The sequence below is a fragment of the Streptomyces tsukubensis genome (assembly GCF_003932715.1).
Classification (GTDB): domain Bacteria; phylum Actinomycetota; class Actinomycetes; order Streptomycetales; family Streptomycetaceae; genus Streptomyces; species Streptomyces tsukubensis.
In genome coordinates, this window is record NZ_CP020700.1 from 4,225,330 (window position 1) to 4,246,272 (window position 20,943).

Annotated in this window: 20 protein-coding genes; 14 read left to right on the plus strand and 6 right to left on the minus strand. The window is 71.5% G+C overall.

Translation table 11 applies throughout. From position 1 onward, the window contains the following. Positions 1-24 precede the first annotated feature (24 nt). Positions 25-1,206, plus strand: coding sequence for a molecular chaperone DnaJ (dnaJ, locus tag B7R87_RS17235; RefSeq protein WP_006347802.1), 1,182 nt, complete (start codon positions 25-27; stop codon positions 1,204-1,206). A gap of 5 nt (positions 1,207-1,211) precedes the next feature. Beyond that, on the plus strand, positions 1,212-1,658 hold the full coding sequence (locus tag B7R87_RS17240) for a heat shock protein transcriptional repressor HspR (protein ID WP_006347801.1): 447 nt from the start codon (positions 1,212-1,214) through the stop codon (positions 1,656-1,658). A gap of 151 nt (positions 1,659-1,809) precedes the next feature. On the opposite strand, the gene B7R87_RS17245 is transcribed toward B7R87_RS17240, so the two are convergent. Then, the gene (locus B7R87_RS17245) at positions 1,810-2,808 is read right to left on the minus strand and encodes a helix-turn-helix domain-containing protein (protein ID WP_045852947.1); all 999 of its coding nucleotides are present in this window, start codon (positions 2,806-2,808) and stop codon (positions 1,810-1,812) included. 162 nt (positions 2,809-2,970) lie between these two features. On the opposite strand from B7R87_RS17245, the gene B7R87_RS17250 reads away from it, so the two are divergent. Both B7R87_RS17250 and B7R87_RS17255 read left to right on the plus strand, forming a co-directional pair. Further along, complete coding sequence (locus tag B7R87_RS17250; RefSeq protein WP_006347799.1) at positions 2,971-3,168, plus strand: hypothetical protein; 198 nt, start codon at positions 2,971-2,973, stop codon at positions 3,166-3,168. Beyond that, entirely contained in the window at positions 3,165-3,491 is a 327-nt protein-coding gene (locus B7R87_RS17255) for a Rieske (2Fe-2S) protein (protein ID WP_006347798.1), read from the plus strand. Before B7R87_RS17250 ends, B7R87_RS17255 begins: the two co-directional genes overlap by 4 nt. Before the next feature lie 152 nt (positions 3,492-3,643). Here B7R87_RS17255 and B7R87_RS17260 read toward each other — a convergent pair whose 3' ends face one another. Next, positions 3,644-4,057, minus strand: a complete 414-nt coding sequence (locus B7R87_RS17260; RefSeq protein WP_006347797.1) for a pyridoxamine 5'-phosphate oxidase family protein — start codon at positions 4,055-4,057, stop codon at positions 3,644-3,646. Positions 4,058-4,231: 174 nt separating this feature from the next. Here B7R87_RS17260 and clpB point away from each other — a divergent pair, with 174 nt between their 5' ends. Together clpB and B7R87_RS17270 are read left to right on the plus strand one after the other, a co-directional pair. After that, entirely contained in the window at positions 4,232-6,823 is a 2,592-nt protein-coding gene (clpB, locus tag B7R87_RS17265; RefSeq protein WP_006347796.1) for an ATP-dependent chaperone ClpB, read from the plus strand. Positions 6,824-6,915: 92 nt separating this feature from the next. Further along, entirely contained in the window at positions 6,916-7,458 is a 543-nt protein-coding gene (locus tag B7R87_RS17270) for a type III secretion system chaperone family protein (protein ID WP_006347795.1), read from the plus strand. A 48-nt stretch (positions 7,459-7,506) separates the two neighbouring features. Here B7R87_RS17270 and B7R87_RS17275 read toward each other — a convergent pair whose 3' ends face one another. Together B7R87_RS17275 and B7R87_RS17280 are read right to left on the minus strand one after the other, a co-directional pair. Then, positions 7,507-8,763 carry a glycosyltransferase family protein gene (locus B7R87_RS17275; protein ID WP_006347794.1) on the minus strand — a complete coding sequence of 419 codons (1,257 nt, stop codon included), beginning with the start codon at positions 8,761-8,763 and terminating at the stop codon, positions 7,507-7,509. A gap of 101 nt (positions 8,764-8,864) precedes the next feature. Next, a complete protein-coding gene (locus B7R87_RS17280; protein ID WP_006347793.1) occupies positions 8,865-10,106 on the minus strand; it encodes a pyridoxal phosphate-dependent aminotransferase in 1,242 nt (413 codons plus the stop codon). 105 nt (positions 10,107-10,211) lie between these two features. Here B7R87_RS17280 and B7R87_RS17285 point away from each other — a divergent pair, with 105 nt between their 5' ends. From B7R87_RS17285 to B7R87_RS17320, 8 genes are all read left to right on the plus strand, one after another. After that, positions 10,212-10,415, plus strand: a complete 204-nt coding sequence (locus B7R87_RS17285) for a hypothetical protein (protein ID WP_040915366.1) — start codon at positions 10,212-10,214, stop codon at positions 10,413-10,415. 536 nt (positions 10,416-10,951) lie between these two features. Continuing rightward, on the plus strand, positions 10,952-11,500 hold the full coding sequence (locus tag B7R87_RS17290) for a DUF2617 family protein (RefSeq protein ID WP_006347792.1): 549 nt from the start codon (positions 10,952-10,954) through the stop codon (positions 11,498-11,500). Between the two features lie 301 nt (positions 11,501-11,801). After that, on the plus strand, positions 11,802-13,445 hold the full coding sequence (locus B7R87_RS17295) for a polyamine aminopropyltransferase (protein WP_006347791.1): 1,644 nt from the start codon (positions 11,802-11,804) through the stop codon (positions 13,443-13,445). A 77-nt stretch (positions 13,446-13,522) separates the two neighbouring features. Beyond that, a complete protein-coding gene (locus B7R87_RS17300; RefSeq protein ID WP_130584963.1) occupies positions 13,523-14,413 on the plus strand; it encodes an SRPBCC domain-containing protein in 891 nt (296 codons plus the stop codon). 91 nt (positions 14,414-14,504) lie between these two features. Continuing rightward, positions 14,505-15,308, plus strand: coding sequence for an aldose epimerase family protein (locus B7R87_RS17305; RefSeq protein ID WP_006347789.1), 804 nt, complete (start codon positions 14,505-14,507; stop codon positions 15,306-15,308). Positions 15,309-15,353: 45 nt separating this feature from the next. Next, complete coding sequence (gene pyrE, locus B7R87_RS17310; RefSeq protein ID WP_006347788.1) at positions 15,354-15,902, plus strand: orotate phosphoribosyltransferase; 549 nt, start codon at positions 15,354-15,356, stop codon at positions 15,900-15,902. Between the two features lie 276 nt (positions 15,903-16,178). Further along, entirely contained in the window at positions 16,179-17,201 is a 1,023-nt protein-coding gene (fbaA, locus tag B7R87_RS17315; protein ID WP_006347787.1) for a class II fructose-bisphosphate aldolase, read from the plus strand. A gap of 190 nt (positions 17,202-17,391) precedes the next feature. Continuing rightward, complete coding sequence (locus tag B7R87_RS17320) at positions 17,392-18,981, plus strand: MFS transporter (protein WP_006347786.1); 1,590 nt, start codon at positions 17,392-17,394, stop codon at positions 18,979-18,981. A gap of 100 nt (positions 18,982-19,081) precedes the next feature. On the opposite strand, the gene B7R87_RS17325 is transcribed toward B7R87_RS17320, so the two are convergent. Together B7R87_RS17325 and B7R87_RS17330 are read right to left on the minus strand one after the other, a co-directional pair. Further along, positions 19,082-19,942, minus strand: a complete 861-nt coding sequence (locus tag B7R87_RS17325; RefSeq protein ID WP_006347785.1) for an ALF repeat-containing protein — start codon at positions 19,940-19,942, stop codon at positions 19,082-19,084. A 165-nt stretch (positions 19,943-20,107) separates the two neighbouring features. Further along, on the minus strand, positions 20,108-20,785 hold the full coding sequence (locus B7R87_RS17330) for a hypothetical protein (protein WP_006347784.1): 678 nt from the start codon (positions 20,783-20,785) through the stop codon (positions 20,108-20,110). Positions 20,786-20,943: the final 158 nt, after the last annotated feature.

Consider the following 20,943-nt stretch of genomic DNA (forward strand, 5'->3'; position numbering starts at 1 on the left):
CACCGCCCGGGAGGAGGGACGTCGATGAACACGAAGGACTTCGTCGAGAAGGACTACTACAAGGTCCTCGGCGTCCCCAAGGACGCCACCGAAGCCGAGATCAAGAAGGCGTACCGGAAGCTCGCCCGCGAGTTCCACCCGGACGCCAACAAGGGTGACAACAAGGCGGAGGAGCGCTTCAAGGAGATCTCCGAGGCCAATGACATCCTCGGCGACCCCAAGCGGCGCAAGGAGTACGACGAGGCCCGCGCCCTCTTCGGCAACGGCGGCTTCCGCGCCGGGCCGGGCGGCGGCAGCTTCAACTTCGACCTGGGCGACCTCTTCGGAGGCGCCCAGGGCGGGGGCCCCCAGCCCGGCGGGGCCGGTGGCTTCGGCGGCGGTCTGGGCGATGTGTTCGGCGGGCTGTTCAACCGCGGTGCGGGCGCCGGGACCCGGGTCCAGCCGCGGCGCGGCCAGGACATCGAGTCCGAGGTGACGCTCAGCTTCACCGAGGCCGTCGACGGGGCCACGGTCCCGCTGCGGATGTCCAGCTCCGCGGCGTGCAAGGCCTGTTCCGGCACCGGCGACAAGAACGGCAACCCCCGGGTCTGCCCGACCTGCGTCGGCACCGGCCAGGTCTCCCGCGGCGGCAGCGGCTCCTTCTCGCTGACCGATCCCTGTGTGGACTGCAAGGGCCGCGGGCTGATCGCCCAGGACCCCTGCGAGGTCTGCAAGGGCAGCGGACGGGCCCGCTCCTCGCGCACCATGCAGGTGCGGATCCCGGCGGGCGTCTCCGACGGCCAGCGGATCCGGCTGCGCGGCAAGGGAGCCCCGGGCGAGCGCGGCGGCCCGGCCGGTGACCTCTATGTCGTCGTCCATGTCGGCGAGCACCCCGTGTTCGGCCGCCGTGGCGACAACCTGACCGTCACCGTGCCCGTGACGTACACGGAGGCCGTACTGGGCGGCGAGGTCAAGGTGCCCACGCTCGGCGGCCCGCCGGTGACCCTGAAGCTGCCCGCGGGCACGCCCAACGGGCGCACCATGCGGGCCCGCGGCAAGGGAGCGGTCCGCAAGGACGGCACCCGCGGCGATCTGCTGGTCACCGTGGAGGTGACGGTCCCGAAGGATCTGAGCGGCAAGGCGAAGGAAGCGCTGGAGGCCTATCGCGAGGCCACCGCGGACGAGGACCCGAGGGCCGAGCTCTTCGAGGCCGCGAAGGGAGCATGAGGACGATGGACGGAAGGCGCCGCAACCCCTACGAACTGACCGACGAGTCACCGGTGTACGTGATCTCGGTGGCGGCCCAGCTCTCCGGGCTGCACCCGCAGACGCTGCGGCAGTACGACCGGCTGGGGCTGGTCTCCCCCGACCGTACGGCGGGCCGGGGGCGGCGCTACTCCGCCCGGGACATCGAACTGCTCCGTACGGTGCAGCAGTTGTCCCAGGACGAGGGCATCAACCTCGCGGGCATCAAGCGCATCATCGAGCTGGAGAACCAGGTCGCGGCGCTCCAGTCCCGGGTGGCCGAGCTGACGGCCGCGGTCGAGGGCGCGGCGGCGGCGATGCGGCAGCGCGAATCGCAGGTCCACGCCTCGTACCGGCGCGATCTGGTGCCGTACCAGGACGTGCAGCAGGCGAGCGCGCTGGTCGTATGGCGGCCCAAGCGCCCCGGCGAGTAGCCCACCGGAGCGCATGACCCACCGGCGTACAGCACACCGGCGTACAGCACACCGGCGTACAGCACGCCGGTGGACAGCGCTTCGCCGTACGGTGTGACAGCCGTCCCGCCCGCGTCCCGTTGCATTGGTGAACGGCGCGGGCGGGGGGCCGTCAGCCCGCCGAGGTCGGCGTTTCGTGCTCCAGGATTCCCGACTGGGCGATCAGATACCCCAGTTGGGTACGGCTGCCGCTGCCCAGCGACGAGCCGAGTTTGGCGATATGGGCCCGGCAGGTCCGGACGTTCATCCCCAGCCGGCGGGCGATTGCCTCGTCGACATGCCCCTCCACCAGCAGTTTGGCGATGGAGCGCTGGACACCCGTCACCCCGTTGAGATCGGGGCCGTACGAGATGGGCTCGTCCCACGGCAGTCCGTGCAGCCAGAACTGCTCGAAGACGCCGACCAGATAGTCCACGATCCCCTTGTGCCGCAGCTCCAGAGCGAACAGCCGGTCGCTGCTGGCGGGGATGAAGGCCACCTTCCGGTCCACGATGATCAGCCGGTCGATGATTTCTTCGAGGGTGCGCACCTCCACTCCGGACGGGCCGACCTTCTCCATATAGGAGAGCGTGGCGGGATGGTGGCGGGCGGTGTGCTGGTAGAGGGTCCGCATCCGGACCCCGCGTTCGATCAGCGGCTGCACCCGGTGCAGCGCCTTCTCCAGGGAGTGCGGCTGCCGTCCGCTGCCCGGCTGGACTGTGAGAAGCTCCTCCGTGCAGTCGGCGGTGACCTGGTCCAGACTGGCGTTGATCCGGTTGAGGCCTTCGAGGACGGTGATGCCGTCGGGCACGGGCGAGCCCTGGGCACTGATGGACATAAACGGTTCGAGAGCGTCGGTGAGGGCGACGGCCCGCCGGCGGCGGTCCTGGATCTCCCTCTCGATGGGGTGAATCAGTTGCGCCAGTGCCGTGGTGGGAGCAACCGGTCGGAGCCACTGGGCGTCATACGGGTCCGGATCGAGCAGTGCGAGGTCGAACAGGCAGGGCGCGGTCTCCGCCTCCAGCCGGGACAGCCGGCCGCTCCGCAGCGCGGTGATGTAAAGACTCTTTCCCGCCTCGCACAACTTGCCGTCTGAGTGAGGGTGTCCGAGTTCGCCCCCATGAGACGTCATATGTACCCCCTCATGTTCCTGCATTACAGGAACATGATGCCTGCCGTCGCTGGTGCAAGCGTTCGGAGTGAGACATCGTCTTATGCGCGGGGGAGGAGGAATGATCAAATGAGGTGGAGATCACCCATGTCTAGGACGCTACGTGCGCTATGTGCTCTTGCCTTGGCGGGCGCCGCGCTGGGCGCGGCCGGATTCACCGGCGAGCCCTCTTGGGAGCGCGTCCCCGCAGCCGTCGCGGCGGCGGACCAGGGTGAGCCCTCGTGGGAGGTCGGTGGACCGTTCGCGGCGGCCACTGCCGACGACGGCGAGCCTTCCTGGGAACTCACCACCGCACCTGCTTCCGAAGGTGCGGACGCATGACCGTTCCACCGGATGACCGCTCCTTCCGGCGCGAGATGGCCACGGCCTACCGCTCCGGGTGGCATTTCATCGACCTCGTCACGGCCATTCCCCACCGAGGCGACTCGTTGATGGTCACCCTGTTCGGCGAGCCGATCGTCGTGGCCCGCGAGGAGGACGAGGACGTCCGCGCCTACCGGTGCCTCCGCCGTCCGAGGGGCGCGCCGCAGCCCGTCCGCTGCGCCATCCGATACGGAATGATTTTTGTGAACCTCGACCAGCGCGACCACCGGCTGGCCGATCCGGACACCAACACCACCCGAGCCACCCCCCGAAGTGCCTGAGCGATTCCCCCGTCGTTCCAGATCGCTCCGGCACATCCCCCACACAGCGGCGCCATCGCGGACCTGAAACGCGATGGCGCCGCTGTGCGTCTGCGTACGGGCGGTGGGCCCGCAATGCGGCCCCCTGGCGCCCGGCGGGCGCGGGCGGGGTCTCAGGCGCGGCCCAGGGCCCGTTCCACGGTGATTTCGACGAGGACCCGGTCCGGGTTGGGCTTCGGGGTGCGTCCGTACCGCTCGGCATAGCGCCGGACCGCGTCCGCGACGGCCTCCGGCTCCGTGACGATCCGGGCCCGGCCCTCCAGCGTCGCCCAGCGCCCCCGGTCCAGCTGGCAGACCGCGACCCGCGCGCCCTGCCCGTCCGCGGTGCCCGCGAGGACATGGGCGACCTTCCGGCTGGACTTGTTGGTGATCACCCGGGCCAGTCCGGCCTCGGGCTCGAAGGTCACCCCGACCGGGACCACATGCGGGGAACCGTCCGCCCTGAGCGTCGTCAGAGTGCACAGATGGTGTTCGCGCCAGAACTCCAGATAGCCGGGGGACAGCTCGTTCAGATCGGTGATCGCCATGGAATCCAGCGTAGGGCGTGTGCCGGGCCGCCGGCGGTTGAGGCCGGGCCTTGAGTGGAATAGACTCAACTTTGTGCAGGTTGAATGAGTCAGACTTAGTGGGCGGGTGCGGTCCGGGGCCGTACCCGGACTCAGTGACCTGCGTGAGTGACCTGCGAGGAGGAGTTACCGGACGTGGACGCCGAGCTGACCAACAAGAGCCGGGACGCCATCAACGCCGCGACCAGTCGCGCGGTGTCGGGCGGCCATCCCGATCTGACCCCCGCCCATCTGCTGCTGGCGCTGCTCTCCGGCTCCGACAACGAGAACCTCACCGATCTGCTGGCCGCGGTCGAGGCCGACCAGGCGGCGATCCGGGCCGGGGCGGAGCGGGTCCTCGCGTCGCTGCCCAGCGTCACCGGATCCACCGTCGCACCGCCCCAGCCCAGCCGCGACTTCCTCGCCGTCCTCGCGGACGCCGCCGAGCGCGCCAAGGAGCTGGGGGACGACTATCTCTCCACCGAGCATCTGCTGATCGGCACCGCCGCCAAGGGTGGTGCGGCGGCCGAGGTGCTCTCCGGCCAGGGCGCCACGGCGAAGAAGCTGCTGGCGGCGTTCTCCGCGGCCCGCGGCGGCCGCCGGGTCACCACCGCCGACCCCGAGGGCCAGTACAAGGCGCTGGAGAAGTTCGGTACGGACTTCACCGCGGCCGCCCGCGAGGGCCGGCTCGACCCGGTCATCGGCCGGGACCAGGAGATCCGCCGGGTGGTGCAGGTGCTCTCCCGGCGCACCAAGAACAACCCGGTGCTGATCGGCGAGCCCGGCGTCGGCAAGACGGCGGTCGTGGAGGGGCTGGCGCAGCGGATCGTGAAGGGGGACGTGCCCGAGTCCCTGAAGAACAAGCGGCTGGTCTCCCTGGACCTCGGCGCGATGGTGGCCGGTGCCAAGTACCGCGGTGAGTTCGAGGAGCGGCTGAAGACCGTCCTCTCCGAGATCAAGCAGAGCGACGGGCAGATCATCACCTTCATCGACGAGCTGCACACCGTCGTCGGCGCGGGCGCGGGCGGCGACTCCGCGATGGACGCGGGCAATATGCTCAAGCCGATGCTGGCCCGCGGCGAGCTGCGGATGGTCGGCGCCACCACTCTCGACGAGTACCGCGAGCGCATCGAGAAGGATCCGGCGCTGGAGCGGCGCTTCCAGCAGGTGCTGGTGGCCGAGCCGACGGTCGAGGACACCATCGCCATCCTGCGCGGTCTCAAGGGCCGTTACGAGGCCCATCACAAGGTGCAGATCGCGGACTCCGCGCTGGTGGCCGCCGCCACCCTCTCCGACCGCTACATCACCTCCCGCTTCCTGCCCGACAAGGCCATCGACCTGGTCGACGAGGCCGCGTCCCGGCTCCGGATGGAGATCGACTCCTCGCCGGTCGAGATCGACGAGCTGCAGCGCTCCGTCGACCGGCTGCTGATGGAGGAGATGGCGCTGAAGAACGAGTCCGACGCCGCGTCGCGCCAGCGGCTGGAGAAGCTCCGCCGCGATCTGGCCGACCGGCAGGAGGAGCTGCGCGGGCTGACGGCCCGCTGGGAGAAGGAGAAGCAGGGCCTGAACCGGGTCGGTGAGCTGAAGACCCGGCTCGACGAGGTGCGCGGCCGGGCCGAGCGGGCCCAGCGCGACGGCGATTTCGACACCGCTTCCAAGCTGCTGTACGGGGAGATCCCGGCGCTGGAGCGGGAGCTGGCGGAGGCCTCCGAGGCCGAGGCCGAGGCCCGTACGGACACCATGGTCAAGGAGGGGGTCGGCTCCGACGACATCGCGGATGTGGTGGGCTCCTGGACCGGGATCCCCGCCGGGCGGCTGCTGGAGGGCGAGACGCAGAAGCTGCTGCGGATGGAGGACGAGCTGGGGCGGCGGCTGATCGGCCAGTCGGAGGCGGTCCGGGCGGTGTCCGACGCGGTACGGCGGACCCGGGCCGGCATCGCGGACCCCGACCGGCCGACCGGCTCCTTCCTCTTCCTGGGCCCGACGGGCGTCGGCAAGACGGAGCTGGCGAAGGCGCTGGCGGACTTCCTCTTCGACGACGAGCGGGCGATGGTCCGGATCGACATGTCGGAGTACGGCGAGAAGCACAGCGTCGCCCGGCTGGTCGGCGCGCCCCCCGGCTACGTCGGCTACGAGGAGGGCGGCCAGCTCACCGAGGCGGTGCGCCGCCGCCCGTACAGCGTGGTGCTGCTGGACGAGGTGGAGAAGGCGCATCCGGAGGTCTTCGATGTACTGCTCCAGGTGCTCGACGACGGCCGGCTCACCGACGGACAGGGCCGTACGGTCGATTTCCGCAACACCATCCTGATCCTGACGTCGAACCTCGGCAGCCAGTATCTGGTCGATCAGTCGACCTCGGCGGACGAGAAGCGGCAGCAGGTGCTGAACACGGTCCGGGCCTCGTTCAAGCCCGAGTTCCTCAACCGCCTCGACGATCTGGTGGTCTTCTCGGCGCTCGACGTCGACGAGCTGAAGCGGATCGCAGATCTCCAGATCGGCCGGCTGGCGAAGCGGCTCGCGGAGCGGCAGCTCGTCCTGGAGGTCACGCCCGAAGCGCTGGAGTGGCTCGCCGAGGAGGGCAACGACCCGGCCTACGGCGCCCGGCCGCTGCGGCGGCTGGTGCAGACCGCGATCGGGGACCGGCTCGCCCGGGAGATCCTGGCCGGTGAGGTCACCGACGGCGACACCGTACGGGTGGACCGCTTCGAGGACGGGCTGATCGTCGGACCGGTGGCGGCCGGCTGATCCGGAACGCCCCCGGGAATGCCCCGGGGGCGCTTGGGGCCCGGCCCCGCCATGGGGGAGGATGGCCGCATCCGTACGAAGGGAATACCAGGGTGACCATCGATCCGTCCTCGATTCCGAATTTCGGGGGCCAGCCCCAGCCGCAGGCCGCAGGACCGGCGGGACCCGTCGTTCCCGACCAGGACCTCGTGAAGCAGCTCCTCGACCAGATGGAGCTGAAGTACGTCGTCGACGACGAGGGCGACCTCGCTGCGCCGTGGGAGGAGTTCCGCACGTACTTCATGTTCCGCGGCGAGAACGAGCAGCAGGTCTTCTCCGTCCGGACCTTCTACGACCGTCCGCTGGACGTCGAGGAGCGCACCCGGATCCTGGAGAAGATCGACGACTGGAACCGCCGCACCCTCTGGCCGAAGGTCTACACGCATCTGCACGAGGACGAGGAGGGCGGCGCGTCCGTCCGTCTCATCGGTGAGGCGCAGATGCTGATCGGCATGGGCGTGAGCCTCGACCACTTCGTCTCCTCCACCGTGAGCTGGGTGCAGGCGTCGATGGAGTTCGACAACTGGTTCGCCACCGAGATGGGCTTCAAGCCCTCGGAGGGCGGCCAGGAGGGTGCCGGACCCGACGAGGCCTGACCACCGGCCCCGGACACGTCCCGGCAGGTCCGGCGGGGTTCCGCCGGATCAGAGCGCCATCGGTGACAGCGTCAGCAGATAGGTGCCGTAGCCGAACGAGAGCCCGGCCAGGGCGGCGATCACCGCGATCGCCGCCCTGGGCCGGGCTCTCGTCAGTGCCAGCGCCACCGGCAGCAGCAGCGGGAACGCCGGCAGCAGGAACCGCGGTTTCGACTCGAAGAACCCGGACCCGCCGAGGGTGATCAGCACCAGTACCCCCGTGTAGACCAGCAGCGCGGCGGGCGGGCGGGCCAGCACCAGCAGTGCGAACAGCACCGTCGATACGAGCACGATCAGCAGTGCCATCGTCAGCGGCAGCGCGACGGGCCGCAGCGCGATATCGCGGACCACGCGGGCCGCCCCGGCGCCGAAGTCGAAGGTCGACGTCCAGCCGCGCTGTACGGCGAAGTAGCCGCCGAGCGGATCGCCGGTGCGGAAGCCGACCCAGAGGACGTAGCCGCACCAGCCGGTGGGGGCGAGCGCCGCGGCCGCCCACAGCCTCGGATCCCGACGGCCCCCGCGACCCCCGCGGCCTCCGCGGACGAGTTCGTACGCCACCACGCACAGCACCGCGGCGGCCACCGCGATCCCGTTGGGCCGGGAGAGGCCCGCGAGCGCGGCGAGGCCCCCCGCCCACAGCCAGCGGCGGGTCAGCAGTGCGTACAGCGACCAGGCGGCGAACGCGGTCAGCAGCGGTTCCGTGTACGCCATGGTGAGCACGACCGAATGCGGCAGCAGCCCCCACAGCAGCACCAGCACCGTCGCCGTCCGGCGGCCGTGCAGCCGCTCGCCCACCGCGTAGATCCCGGCCGCCGCGACCAGCGCCGCCGACCAGGAGATCAGCAGCCCGATGCTGCCGCTGGTGATCCGGTCCGGGACGGCGTACGACAGACCGCGCACCAGCCCGGGGTAGAGCGGGAAGAACGCCAGGTCGCTCTGGACCGCGCCGGGCCAGGTCAGCACCCGCCCGTAGCCGTGTTCGGCGATGAGCATGTACCAGTCCGCGTCCCAGGCCCGGCCGAGGATGGCCCGCGGCTGCCGTCCGATGTGCCAGGCCCAGACGCTCATCAGGACCAGCCCGGTCAGCCGTGCCGCGGCGAACAGCCCGACGGCGGGGGCGATGCGCAGCAGGGCCGAGTGAAGGGTGCGGGGGCTGTGGCGCGTGTCGTTCGTGTCGTGCGTGGCGGGTGCCGCTGTGTCGTCGAAGGCCGTTTCGGCGGACAGGGGGCACCTCCGGTCGCGGTTCGTCTCCTTCCGACACAACATGGGCCGCGCGGGGGTGCCGCGCGAGTCACGCTGCGCCGACAGGCCGCGCCGCGCCGCGCTTCCCACTCGTACGGCGCAGCCCCCGGACGCTGCGGGGCTGCTTACAGACGGCGCAGCCGGGCGGCGGCCTCTTCGAGGAGCGCGGGGCTCTTGCAGAAGGCGAAGCGGATGAAGGGCGCGCCCTGTTCCGCATCGTCGTAGAAGACCGCGTTGGGGACGGCCACCACTCCGCACCGGTGCGGCAGCTCGCGGCAGAAGGCGATGCCGTCGGACGCGCCGAGCGGGCGGATGTCGGTGGTGATGAAATAGGTGCCCGCCGGGCGGTACACCGTGAAGCCCGCCGCGGTGAGGCCGTCCGCGAGCAGATCGCGGCGGGCCCGCAGGGACGCCCGCAGTTCCTCGTAGTACGCCTCCGGGAGCTGCAGCGCCTCGGCGACGGCGTACTGGAACGGGCCCGCCGAGACATAGGTCAGGAACTGCTTCACCGTGCGGACGGCCGTGACGAGCGGGGCGGACGCGGTGATCCAGCCGACCTTCCAGCCGGTCAGCGAGTACGTCTTGCCCGCGCTGCCGATGGTGACCGTGCGCTCGCGCATCCCGGGGAAACCGGCGATGGGGTGGTGTTCGCCCTCGAAGACCAGGTGCTCGTAGACCTCGTCCGTCACGACGAGCAGATCGTGTTCGACGGCCAGCTCCGCGATTGCGGCGAGTTCGTCGCGGCCGAGGACCGTACCGGTCGGATTGTGCGGGGTGTTGAGGAGGATGAGCCGGGTGCGGTCGGTGATCGCGTCGCGCAGTTCGTCCAGGTCCAGGTGGTAGGCGCCGTCGCGGGGGCGGAGGGTGACCGGGACCCGCCGGCCGCCCGCGAGGGCGATGCAGGCGGCGTACGAGTCGTAGTACGGCTCCAGGGCGATGACCTCGTCGCCGGGTTCGACCAGGGCGAGGAGGGCCGCCGCGATGGCCTCGGTGGCGCCCGCGGTGACGAGGACGTCGGTGTCCGGGTCGTGGTGGAGCCCGTAGCGGGAGAGCTGGTGGCCGGCGATCGCGGTCCGCAGTTCGGGGATGCCGGGCCCCGGCGGGTACTGGTTGCCACGCCCGTCGCGGATCGCGCGGACGGCCGCCTCGCGGACGGACTCGGGGCCGTCGGTGTCGGGGAAGCCCTGGCCCAGGTTGATCGCGCCGGTCTCGGCGGCCAGGGCCGACATCTCCGCGAAGATCGTGGTCCCGAAACCGGTGAGCCTGCCGGTGAGCAGGGGGCGGTCCGCCGTCCGGCGGGCCCCCGGTGCGGGCCCGGACTCGGGGCCGGTGGAAGATCCGGTGGTGGACTGCTCCGTGGTCGCCATGCGGCCATCCTGGGCCGAAGCTCTGGACTTGCTCAAGTCGGCTTTGGCGCACGGCGGGGCGGGGCATCCCGGATACGGAGAAGCTCGGAAGGAACGGTGAAGGTCATGGGGGTACCGCTGGTCATCGTGCTGGTCTTGCTGGCGCTGATCTGGTTCGGCGTCCTGGCACTGAACAGGCGCGGGGTGAGGGAGGGCCGACGGAGCCGCAGGGGCTCCGATTCCGATTCGGGCGGTTCGTGGTGGAGCAGCGGGGACACCGGGCACAGCTGCGGCGGTGGTGGGGGCTGCGGCGGTGGTGGTGGTGACTGAACCGCTCCGGTGAGAAGTGCCCTGAAGTGCCCTGTAGTGACCTGTAGTGACCTGAATGACGAGAAATGGTTGGATATGGGCTTAACGAGACAGGGGGAGCTGACGGCGGAAGCGGCTGACACGGGGCAGCCGATCCGCGACCCGGAGGCACCTGGCGGGAGGGGCGACCCTTTCGCCAGGTGCCGAAGTCGTTTCGGGGGTACGGGTGTTGGCATCGGAGCGGGTGCTCTGCGGCGGTAGCGGGGGGCGGGGAGGTTCCCGTCATTCGATACTACGTACGGATTTTCTTGAACAGGTGAACCGCAAGGCCACCCAGGGGATGGAAACCCCGCCAACTTGGGTAAAAACGCTGTGAGCCCCGCGTACTTCGTGATTCCGTTGACGACGGAACCTGTTGGAACCGTCCAGCCTTCGGGCCGGCATCCGGGCCCGATCAGGCGCGTCCCCCATTTCTCTTCAGATCCTGCCGTCTTTGCGCTCCGGGGCGCCTTCAGGTCCATGTATCCACCGCCGAAGCGTGTTTGCGGAGCCGATCCATGCTCACCACCCTCCATACCGCCTACACCGATACCCGTGCCGACGACCTCGCCTGGGCCCTCGGCCGGGAGCCCCTGCCCGCCCTGGCCGTCCTCGACCTCGAACTCGCCGGGGCCAAGCTGCAGCTCAGGCTGCTCGGCGCTTCCCATCAGGTGCTGCTGGAAGACGAACAGGGCACCTGCTCCGAGACCGTGGCCTGTATGCCCGGCAGCAGAACGCCCCTGCCCCTGGGGGTCTCGGAGCGGCTCGGCGCCTGGGAGTACGAGTTCGCCGCGCGGGTCGAGACGCTGTCCGAGGGGTCGTTCGCCGGGCGCGCCCAGGAGCTGCTGGCCCTGGTCGCGGACCATCCCAACTCCCTCGCCGGAACGTTTCCCGGGGATCCGCACGCCTTCACCGCGATGATGGCGCAGTGCCGGGGCCGGCAGGTGCTCTGGCGTACCTGGCACGCGTATCCCCAGGAGGGGCGGCTGGTCGTCACGCGGACCCGGGTCGGGGTGGCCGCCCGGGGCGCGGAGGTCGCCTGCTGCCCGGAGCAGGTGCTGCTCTAGCCCGGAGGCGCGACGGGCGCGACGGACGCGACAGGCGCGATAGACGCGACGGACGCGACAGGCGCGGGGCCCCGGACCCACGGCGGCGCAGCAGGGTCGGGAGTGCGGAGGCACGGGATTCCGTCGGCGCGTTCGCGCGGGCCGTGTGCGGGCGTAGTACGGATCCGTTCGGGGTGCGCGGCCCTCGCGCGCGCTCTTACCCGATGAGCCGGGGGCGCGAAAGGCGGCGGGCCGCGTCCGTGCGCCGGATGCACACGTGTGGGTGACAGGATGTGCGCGAAACGTGACGTAGCGTTACTGCATGATCGACCGGTCACCGCAGTTGTCCCCGCCGACGGCGGCGCTTCCGCTGCCGGTGCGCCCGGACGCCGGCCGGTTCCTGGTGCTGCTCGGAGTCTTCGTCTGCGCCGCCTGCGGTCTGGTGTACGAGCTGGAGCTGGTGGCCCTCGCCTCGTATCTGATCGGTGATTCCGTCACCCAGGCCTCTGTGGTGCTGTCCCTGATGGTGTTCGCGATGGGGATCGGCTCGCTGCTCGCGAAGCGGCTGCGCTGCCGGGCCGCCGTCGGCTTCGGTCTGCTGGAGCTGGGGCTCGCGCTGGTCGGCGGCTGTTCGGCGATGGTGCTGTACGCGACGTTCGCGTGGCTCGGTGAATCGCGGAGCGTCCTGGTCGCCTTCTCCCTGGCCATCGGCGTCCTGATCGGCGCCGAGATCCCGCTGCTGATGTCCCTGATCCAGCGGATCTCCCGCCGGGACGCGGAGGGGACGGTCGCGGACCTGTTCGCCGCGGACTACGTGGGCGCGCTGGTCGGCGGGCTGGCCTTCCCGTTCCTGCTGCTGCCGTGGCTCGGCCGGCTCACCAGCGGACTGCTCACCGGCGCGGTCAACGCCCTGGTCGGCGGGGCCCTGGTGCTGTGGCTCTTCCGCCGTGATCTGACCCGCCGCTCCCGTAACTGGCTGCTGTTCGCCAACGCCCTCGTCCTCGCCCTGCTCGCCACCGCGACCGCTCTGGTCGGGGACTTCGAGCAGGCGGCCCGGCGGGCGATGTACGGGGACCGGGTGCGGATCGCCGTCCAGACCGGGGTCCAGGAGGTCGTGCTGACCGGCGACGGCTCCCGCCCGCCCGATCTCTTCCTCGACGGGCGGCTCCGGGTCAGCGGCGCCGACGAGTACCGCTATCACGAGGCCCTGGTCCACCCCGCGATGAACGGCCGTCACCGCCGGGTGCTGATCCTCGGCGGCGGCGACGGGCTGGCCGCCCGGGAGGTGCTGCGCCACCCCGGGGCCGAGTCCCTGACGATCGTGGAGCTGGACCCCTGGATGGTCCGGCTCGCCCGGACCGACCCCGGCCTCTCCGCGCTCAACGACCGGGCGTACGAGGATCCGCGGGTCCGGGTGGTCACGGCCGATGCCTTCGCCTGGCTGCGGGACCCGGGCAGCGCGGTGCCGGGGGGTTACGACGTGGTGATCACCGATCTGCCGGACCCCGGCTCCACCGAGGGCGGCAAGTTCTACTCGCAGGAGTTCTACGGGCTGGTCGCCGGGATCCTGGCCCCCGAGGGGCGGCTGGCGGTCCACGCGGGCCCGCTGGAGGGCCGCCGCCGGGCGTTCTGGACGGCGGAGGCCACACTGCGCGCCGCGGGGTACGGGACGAGCCCGTACCGCGTGGGACCGGCCGGTTCCGCCGGCTCCGCTTTCTCCGGCGGCGGCCGGGGCGCCCGGCTCAACGAGGACTTCGAGGCGCTGGGCGCGGAGTCGGCGCCCGAGGACTGGGGGCTGCTGCTGGCCGCGCCCGGCCGGATCACGCCGCTCGCCCTCGGCCCGGACGCGCCCCCGCTGCGCTCGCTGACGGACGCGCTGCTCGCGGTGGACGCCCGGGACGCCGAGCGGACCCGGATGACCGGTCTTCCGCCGTCGACGCTCGTCCATCCGCGCTACCCGGACTGATGCGACCGGCGCCCTGCGGGAACGGAAAGAGGCGGGTGGGGAGACGGTCGGGGGCGCCCTGGGTAGGCTCGGTTGTCATGGACCATGAGGTGTTCGTTCCGGTTCCGGTCGAGTCCGTACGACGGGTGCTCAGGGACCCCGTACAGGCGGCCCGTTGCGTCCCGGGGCTCCAGCTCGACGCGGCCGGAAAGCCCGGGGAGCTGCGGGAAACTGCGGAGCCCGGTGCGGCGGTGGTGGGCCGGCTGAAGATCCGGGTCGGCAACCACACCATCACCTACCGGGGCCGGCTGGGGATCGTGGAGCACGACGGCGTCTTCACCGTCGAAGGCGAGGGCACGGAAGCGCGCGGCCCGGGTTCGGTGAAGGCCGTGCTGACGGTTCGGGTCCGGGACGACGCCTCGGGCGGTACGACGCTGGACTTCGCCGGTACGGCGCAGGCGGAGGGGCGGCTCGCGGGGCTGCCGGACACCTCGAAGGAGCAGGCGGCGCGCCGCCTGCTGGACCGTTTCGCCGAGGCGCTGGCGGCGTACGCAGCGGAGCATGCGGAGGGTGCGGAGGCCGATGAGGTCGACGAGGTCGACGGTGACGGCGAGGCGGAAGGGGCCGTGTACGACTCGCCCGTACTGCCGCCGGGGTTCGGCGACGGCCTGGACGGACTCGACGCACTGAGCGACCTGAACGACCTGGGCGACCTGAGCGGCCTCGGTGAGCCGGGTGCAGCGGGCGTACCGGGCGTACCGGGTGGCGGTTCCGGTGACGAGCCGCCCGCGGAGGCGGCCCACGCCCGGCGCACGATGATCGGCCGCAGCGCGGAGGAGGTCGACCACGCCCCGCCGAGGGGCCGGTACGCGCCCCGCCCCGCCCCCGACACGGGAAGCCGGAAGGTGCCGGTCCGCTGGGTCGCGGGTGCCGCGGCCGTGGGCTCCGCGCTGCTGCTGGCCCGTGCGCTGCGCCGCCGCCGGGCCTGACCCGGCCGGCGGGCCGCCGACCCGGTTCCGTACCTCCGTGGTGGTACGGCCTGCGGCGCCGTGATCGCCGCACTCCCGTTAGGGTCGGGACGTGAGCAGCAGCAAGGGCAGCGAAGAGGGCGTACGGCTCCGGGCCGGGGACGCCGAGTTGACCGTACGGCCGGACCACGGATGCCGGGTGTCGAGCCTGACCGTCGGGGGCACGGAGCTCCTCCGCCAGGGGGAGCGGTACGGCTCGTTCCCGATGGTCCCCTGGTGCGGGCGGGTGGACCACGGCCGCTTCCGGGACGGCGCCGTACAGCATCAGCTCCCCGTCAACGCCGATCCGCACGCCATCCACGGCACCGGCCGCGACACCGTCTGGCGGACCCGCCGGGCCGACGAGAACGAGGCGGTGTTCACGTACGAACTCGGTGAACCGTGGCCGTACCCGGGTCTGGTGACCCAGGTCTTCGCGCTGACGGACTCCTCCCTGACGCTGACCCTCGCGGTCGAGGCGCAGGAGGACTCGTTCCCGGCCCAGGCGGGCTGGCACCCCTGGTTCCTGCGGAACATCGGCGGCGAGGACGCGGTGCTCGACTTCGCCCCCGCCTGGCAGGAGGAGCGCGGCGACGACCATCTGCCGACCGGGCGCCGGATCGACCCCCGCCCCGGCCCCTGGGACGACTGCTTCGGTATGCCCGACGGGGTCGCCGCCACCCTCACCTGGCCCGGGCAGCTCGAACTGGAGATCACCGGCTCGGGCCAGTGGGTCGTGGTCTACGACGAGCAGCCCGAGGCGATCTGCGTCGAACCGCAGTCCGGGCCGCCGAACGGGCTGAACACCCTCCCCCGGCTGGTCACCCCGATCGACCCGCTGGAGACCTCGACGACCTGGAGCTGGCGCCGCCTGTGAGCCGCGGCCGGGAGGGGGCGTCGGGCAGGCCCTAAGCTCGTGGGCATGACTGACGTACGCGCTGACCTGCTCCAGCAGATCAAAGACAAGGCCGTGGTGCACGGCAGGGTGACCCTCTCCTCGGGCATCGAGGCCGACTACTACGTGGATCTGCGGCGGATCACGCTCGACGGCACCGCGGCACCCCTCGTCGGGCAGGTCATGTCGGAGCTGACCGCGGACCTCGACTTCGACTGCGTCGGCGGGCTCACCCTCGGCGCGGACCCGGTCGCGACCGCGATCCTGCACTCCGCGGCCGCGCGCGGCCGGAGCGTGGACGCGTTCGTGGTCCGCAAGGCCGCCAAGGCGCACGGTATGCAGCGCCGGGTCGAGGGGCCGGACATCAAGGGCCGCCGCTGTCTGGTGGTCGAGGACACCTCGACGACCGGCGGTTCGCCGCTGACCGCGGTCGAGGCGGTGCGCGAGGCGGGCGGCGAGGTCGTCGCGGTGGCGACGATCGTGGACCGGGCGACGGGCGCGGGCGAGAAGATCAGCGAGACGGCCGGGGTGCCGTATCTGTACGCGTACTCCCTCGACGAGCTGGGTCTGGGCTGACGGCACCCGGGGCAGCGCCCGACGGCCGGGCGCCCGGGCCCCGAGTGGCCGGGCGTCTTGTCCTACCGCCCCGCGAGCCGCGGCGCACCGGCCCGTGAGCCGCGGTGCAGCGGGCCGGTAGGCGTTCGGCACGGCCGGGGGACGCCCCGTACGTATGCCCGCAGACCGGACGGCCGGGCCGGTCGGGAGGTCTGCGAAGATAGGGGCCGACGATGACGTCGCCCCAAGGTCAGGGCCCGTACATATCGCAGAACCGCAGACACGAGGAGCGGACAGATGCCCATCGCAACCCCCGAGGTCTACAACGAGATGCTCGACCGGGCGAAGGCAGGCAAGTTCGCCTACCCGGCCATCAACGTGACCTCCTCCCAGACCCTCCACGCCGCGCTGCGCGGCTTCGCGGAGGCCGAGAGCGACGGCATCGTCCAGATCTCCACGGGTGGTGCGGAGTTCCTGGGCGGCCAGTACAGCAAGGACATGGTGACGGGCGCGGTCGCCCTCGCCGAGTTCGCGCACATCGTGGCCGCGAAGTACGACGTCAACATCGCGCTGCACACGGACCACTGCCCGAAGGACAAGCTGGACACGTACGTCCGTCCGCTGGTGGCGATCTCCGCCGAGCGCGTCGCGGCCGGCCGTAACCCGCTCTTCCAGTCCCACATGTGGGACGGTTCGGCCGAGAACCTGGCCGACAACCTGTCCATCGCGCAGGAGCTGCTGCCGCTGGCCGCCGCCGCCAAGATCATCCTTGAGGTCGAGATCACCCCGACCGGCGGCGAGGAGGACGGTGTCACGCACGAGATCAACGACGAGCTGTACACCACCGTCGAGGACGCGCTGCGCACCGCCGAGGCGCTCGGTCTGGGCGAGAAGGGCCGCTACCTGCTCGCCGCCTCCTTCGGCAATGTCCACGGTGTCTACAAGCCGGGCAACGTCGTGCTCCGCCCCGAGCTGCTGAAGGACCTCCAGCAGGGCGTCGGCGAGAAGTACGGCAAGGCCGCGCCGTTCGACTTCGTCTTCCACGGCGGCTCCGGCTCCACCGCCGAGGAGATCGCCGTCGCGCTCGACAACGGCGTGGTCAAGATGAACCTCGACACGGACACGCAGTACGCGTTCACCCGGCCCGTCGTGGCGCACATGTTCCAGAACTACGACGGCGTTCTGAAGGTCGACGGCGAGGTCGGCAACAAGAAGGCGTACGACCCGCGGACCTGGGGCAAGCTGGCCGAGGCGGGCATGGCCCAGCGCGTGGTCGAGGCCTGCACGGCGCTGCGCTCCTCGGGCACGAAGCTGAAGTAGTTCCCCTGCCGGTCCGTGCTTCTGCATGGACTTGTGGTGGCCGGTGTTTTTATCGTACGGCGTCGTGGCGCGGGAGCGCTGCGGCGCCGTACGGCTTTTCCGCCGCCCTTTCGCGGTGCGGCGCCGCGTTGTCCACAGGCGGTTGTCCACAGGGGTCGCCGGGTCGGGGGAGCGCTGGGATCATCCCCTTATGGATGCGGATACGGGGGATACGGCCGCCGAGGGCGGTGCGAGGGACCGGGACGGCCCGGGTACGAGCCCTGCACCGGGCACGGGCGGCGGCTCGGGGCCCGGCTTGGTCAAGGGCTCCGGCGCGGGGCCCGGCGCGGATGCGGGCGGCGGGCTCAGACTGGCTTCCGCCACCGGGCGCTGGGTCGTGTTCACGACGGTGCTCGGCTCCAGCATGGCCCTGCTCGACTCGACGGTCGTCAATGTCGCCCTGCCGCATATCGGTGAGGATCTCGGCGCCGATCTGGCCGACCTCCAGTGGACGGTCAACGCCTACATGCTGACCCTGGCCGGGCTGATCCTGCTCGGCGGTGCGCTCGGTGACCGCTACGGACGGCGCCGGATCTTCGTCGTCGGGGTGGTGTGGTTCGCTCTGGGGTCCCTGCTGTGCGGGATCGCGCCCAATGCGGGGGTGCTGATCGCGGCCCGTGCCCTCCAGGGCATCGGCGGTGCGCTGCTCACGCCCGGATCCCTGGCGATCATCCAGGCCAGTTTCCATCCCGACGACCGGTCGCGGGCGGTCGGCCTGTGGTCCGGATTCGGCGGTGTGGGCGCGGCGATCGGGCCGTTCGTCGGCGGCTGGCTGGTCGACGGGCCGGGCTGGCGCTGGGTCTTTCTGATCAATGTGCCGCTGGCCGTGCTCTGTGTGCCGGTCGCCCTGCGGTACGTCCCGGAATCCCGGGATCCGGCGGCCCACAGCGGGCGCTTCGACGTTCTGGGCGCCGTGCTGGGTGCGGGAGCGCTGGCCCTGGTGACCTATGCGCTGATCGCGGCGGAGTGGTGGCCCGGGGTGATCGGGGTGCTGGTCGCGCTGGCCTTCGTGGCGGTCGAGCGGCGCAGTCCGGATCCGATGCTGCCGCTGTCGATCTTCCGGTCGCGGATATTCACCGTGGTCAATGTGGTGACGCTCTGTGTGTACGCGGCGTTCGGCGGGTTCTTCTTCCTCGCCGCGCTCCAGCTCCAGGTCGTCTCCGGCTATTCGGCTCTCCAGGCCGGGCTGGCGCTGCTGCCGACGACGCTGCTGATGCTGCTGTTCTCGGCGGCGTCGGGCCAGTTGGCGGAGCGTACGGGGCCGCGGCTGCCGCTGACGGTCGGGCCGCTGCTCTGTGCGGGCGGGCTGCTGCTGATGCTGCGGGTCGGGCCGTCCCCCTCGTACTGGACGGATGTGCTCCCGGCGCTGCTGGTGCTGGGGCTCGGGATGGTGACCCTCGTCGCGCCGCTCACGGCGACGGTGCTGTCGTCGGTGCCGACCGCGCGGGCGGGCATCGCCAGCGGGGTGAACAATGCGGCGGCGCGGGCGGCCGGTCTGGTGGCGGTGGCGGCGCTGCCGCTGCTGGTCGGGATGGGCCCGGAGGCGTACCGCTCGGCGGCGCAGTTCGATGCGGCCTTCGACCGGGCGATGCCGATCTGTGCGGGGGTGCTGGTGGTGGGTTCGCTGGTGGCGGCGGTGTGGATCCGGCGGCCGCAGGCGCCGTGCGCGCATCCGGAGTGCCGGGTGAACTGCGGGGTGGGCGCCCCGCCGCTGGAGGCGGGGAAGAGCGGTGGGCGGTGAGCCGGAGCGGCACCGCCGCCGCTGATGCGGGGCGGTGCCGGGGCGACCGGAGTCGTGACGCGTTGGAGGGTGCGCCGGTGCTGCGGGGTGACCGCTGGGGTCAGCGCTTTGCCTTGGCAGCGGCGGCCTGGTCCTTGGCACGGGCCTTGTGCTGGCCGCTGTCGAGGAAGGTGACCACGGCCTGGCGGGTGCCGGCCTTGAGCGCGGCGTTTCCGGCGGCCTTCACGTACGTGCCGCCGTAGGAGACGATCCGGGCGACGCTGTTGCGGTCGTCCTTGTTGCGGGCGTTGTGCTGGCCGACCTCCAGGAAGGTGGTCAGGGCCTGGTAGCTGTCGGAGTCGAGAGCCACGTTGCCGGCGGCCTTCACCTGAGCGCCGCCCGCGTGCATGATCTGGGCGACGCGGACGCGGTTGTCCTCCATGCGGGCGGTGTACTGGCCCTTGTCGATGAAGTCGATCAGGGCCCGGTGGCTGTCCGCCCTGAGGGCGGCCACGCCGTCGCGCTTCACGGCGACACCGCCACCGGAGATGATCTGGGCGACGCGGACGCGGTCGTCCGTCTCCCGCTCCTTGTACTGGCCGCTCTCGATGAACTCGACCAGCGCCTTGCGGGTTTTGGCGTCCATGGCAGCCTTGACGCCGTCCCGCACTCCCCGGCCGCCGGTCTCGCCGATCCTCAGGGTATGGATGCGGTCGTCGTCCATCCGGGCGTGGTGCTGGCCGGCGTCGAGGAAGCGGGCCCGGTCCTCGGGGGTGCCGTCGAGGGCCTTCTGAGCAAACTCACGGACGATGTCGCCCGACCGGGGATCGGCCAGCAGCTTCTCGATGGCGGCGCGGTTCGCCTCGTCGGAGGAGGCGGGGTTGGCGGTGGTTGCCGGAGCCTCGGCGGTGGCGGGGGACGCCGAGGTCAGGGAGAACACCAGCGCCGGAGCGACGGCCACGGACATGACAATCGCGGACATGCGTATGAGCTTCAAAGAGAATCCGCCTCGCGGGAGAAGTACTTGCTTGCGAGGCACAATTTTACGGGCGAAGGTCTCGAATGTCGTATGGATTGACGGTGATACGCGGTGATGTCCGGAGAGATGACCGGCGGTCTGCCGGGAAGGGGGCAGGGCGCGGGGAGTTCACGGGCGGGTCGTGGGAATCGGCGGCACCTCGGCGTGGGTGACCCGGTAGCCCCCTTCGATTGCCGGGGCGAAGGGTGCGGGAGCCTGGCAGGTGCCGGTGCCGCCGAGTTCACCGTCGCTGTCGGTGCCACCGTCGGCGTTCGCGATGCCCCAGCTGAACCCGGCCCGGCTCGGGGCGCCGTTCTCGCCCTGCTGGAAGCTGATGCCGACGCGCTTGCCGACCCGTTCGACGTTCGTCTTCTTGATGACCGCGGTAACGGTCGCCGTCTTCCCGCCCGTCGACAGGCAGTCCACCTCGGCGACGGCCCAGCCGGTCTTGCCCAGTTCGGGGATGTAGTGGGAGTAGCGCAGCGTGCCCCGGGCGTCCGTCGGCAGCCCGGTCCGAACGCCGGGGCGCGGCGTGCTGTACGGGACGGATGTCGCGTCGATGGTGAAGCGGATGGTGTCCTGGGGCCGGAGCGTGAAGTGGATCCTGGCCGAACCCTTGACCCGTGCGGTGGCGGCGCCCCGGTCCTGCCCGGCAACGGCCCCGGCCGTCGCGGCGGGGCGCTGCTCGCTGCGCTCGCCGGGGCGGGAGTCACCGGCAGCGGTGGAGGCGGAGACCGTTCCGGCGAGAAGGGCGGCGGTGCCCGCGGCGAGGGCGGTGGCGCGGGGGGCGGTGAGGTGGCGGCGCATGGTGAAGTCCTTCCGGATCAGGGTGTGTTGCGGCAGGTGGTGTGGCCGCCGGGGTGACGGGATACAGCCTCGCGCGGCGCCGGGGCCGGGGCCCATCCGCCGATCGGCAGAGAGCGGTACGGCGCGGCCCGGCCCGACTGTGCCGTTCGGGGGAGGCG

Excerpts from the sequence above, each read along its gene's own strand:
- B7R87_RS17330 (WP_006347784.1), bottom strand. The coding sequence starts at position 20,785 with ATGCGCCGCCACCTCACCGCCCCCCGCGCCACCGCCCTCGCCGCGGGC.
- B7R87_RS17295 (WP_006347791.1), top strand. The coding sequence starts at position 11,802 with ATGATCGACCGGTCACCGCAGTTGTCCCCGCCGACGGCGGCGCTTCCG.
- B7R87_RS17320 (WP_006347786.1), top strand. The coding sequence starts at position 17,392 with ATGGATGCGGATACGGGGGATACGGCCGCCGAGGGCGGTGCGAGGGAC.
- B7R87_RS17255 (WP_006347798.1), top strand. The coding sequence starts at position 3,165 with ATGACCGTTCCACCGGATGACCGCTCCTTCCGGCGCGAGATGGCCACG.
- fbaA (WP_006347787.1), top strand. The coding sequence starts at position 16,179 with ATGCCCATCGCAACCCCCGAGGTCTACAACGAGATGCTCGACCGGGCG.
- B7R87_RS17300 (WP_130584963.1), top strand. The coding sequence starts at position 13,523 with ATGGACCATGAGGTGTTCGTTCCGGTTCCGGTCGAGTCCGTACGACGG.
- pyrE (WP_006347788.1), top strand. The coding sequence starts at position 15,354 with ATGACTGACGTACGCGCTGACCTGCTCCAGCAGATCAAAGACAAGGCC.
- B7R87_RS17290 (WP_006347792.1), top strand. The coding sequence starts at position 10,952 with ATGCTCACCACCCTCCATACCGCCTACACCGATACCCGTGCCGACGAC.
- dnaJ (WP_006347802.1), top strand. The coding sequence starts at position 25 with ATGAACACGAAGGACTTCGTCGAGAAGGACTACTACAAGGTCCTCGGC.
- B7R87_RS17275 (WP_006347794.1), bottom strand. The coding sequence starts at position 8,763 with ATGTTGTGTCGGAAGGAGACGAACCGCGACCGGAGGTGCCCCCTGTCC.
- B7R87_RS17240 (WP_006347801.1), top strand. The coding sequence starts at position 1,212 with ATGGACGGAAGGCGCCGCAACCCCTACGAACTGACCGACGAGTCACCG.
- B7R87_RS17260 (WP_006347797.1), bottom strand. The coding sequence starts at position 4,057 with ATGGCGATCACCGATCTGAACGAGCTGTCCCCCGGCTATCTGGAGTTC.
- B7R87_RS17285 (WP_040915366.1), top strand. The coding sequence starts at position 10,212 with ATGGGGGTACCGCTGGTCATCGTGCTGGTCTTGCTGGCGCTGATCTGG.
- B7R87_RS17325 (WP_006347785.1), bottom strand. The coding sequence starts at position 19,942 with ATGTCCGCGATTGTCATGTCCGTGGCCGTCGCTCCGGCGCTGGTGTTC.
- B7R87_RS17245 (WP_045852947.1), bottom strand. The coding sequence starts at position 2,808 with ATGACGTCTCATGGGGGCGAACTCGGACACCCTCACTCAGACGGCAAG.
- B7R87_RS17280 (WP_006347793.1), bottom strand. The coding sequence starts at position 10,106 with ATGGCGACCACGGAGCAGTCCACCACCGGATCTTCCACCGGCCCCGAG.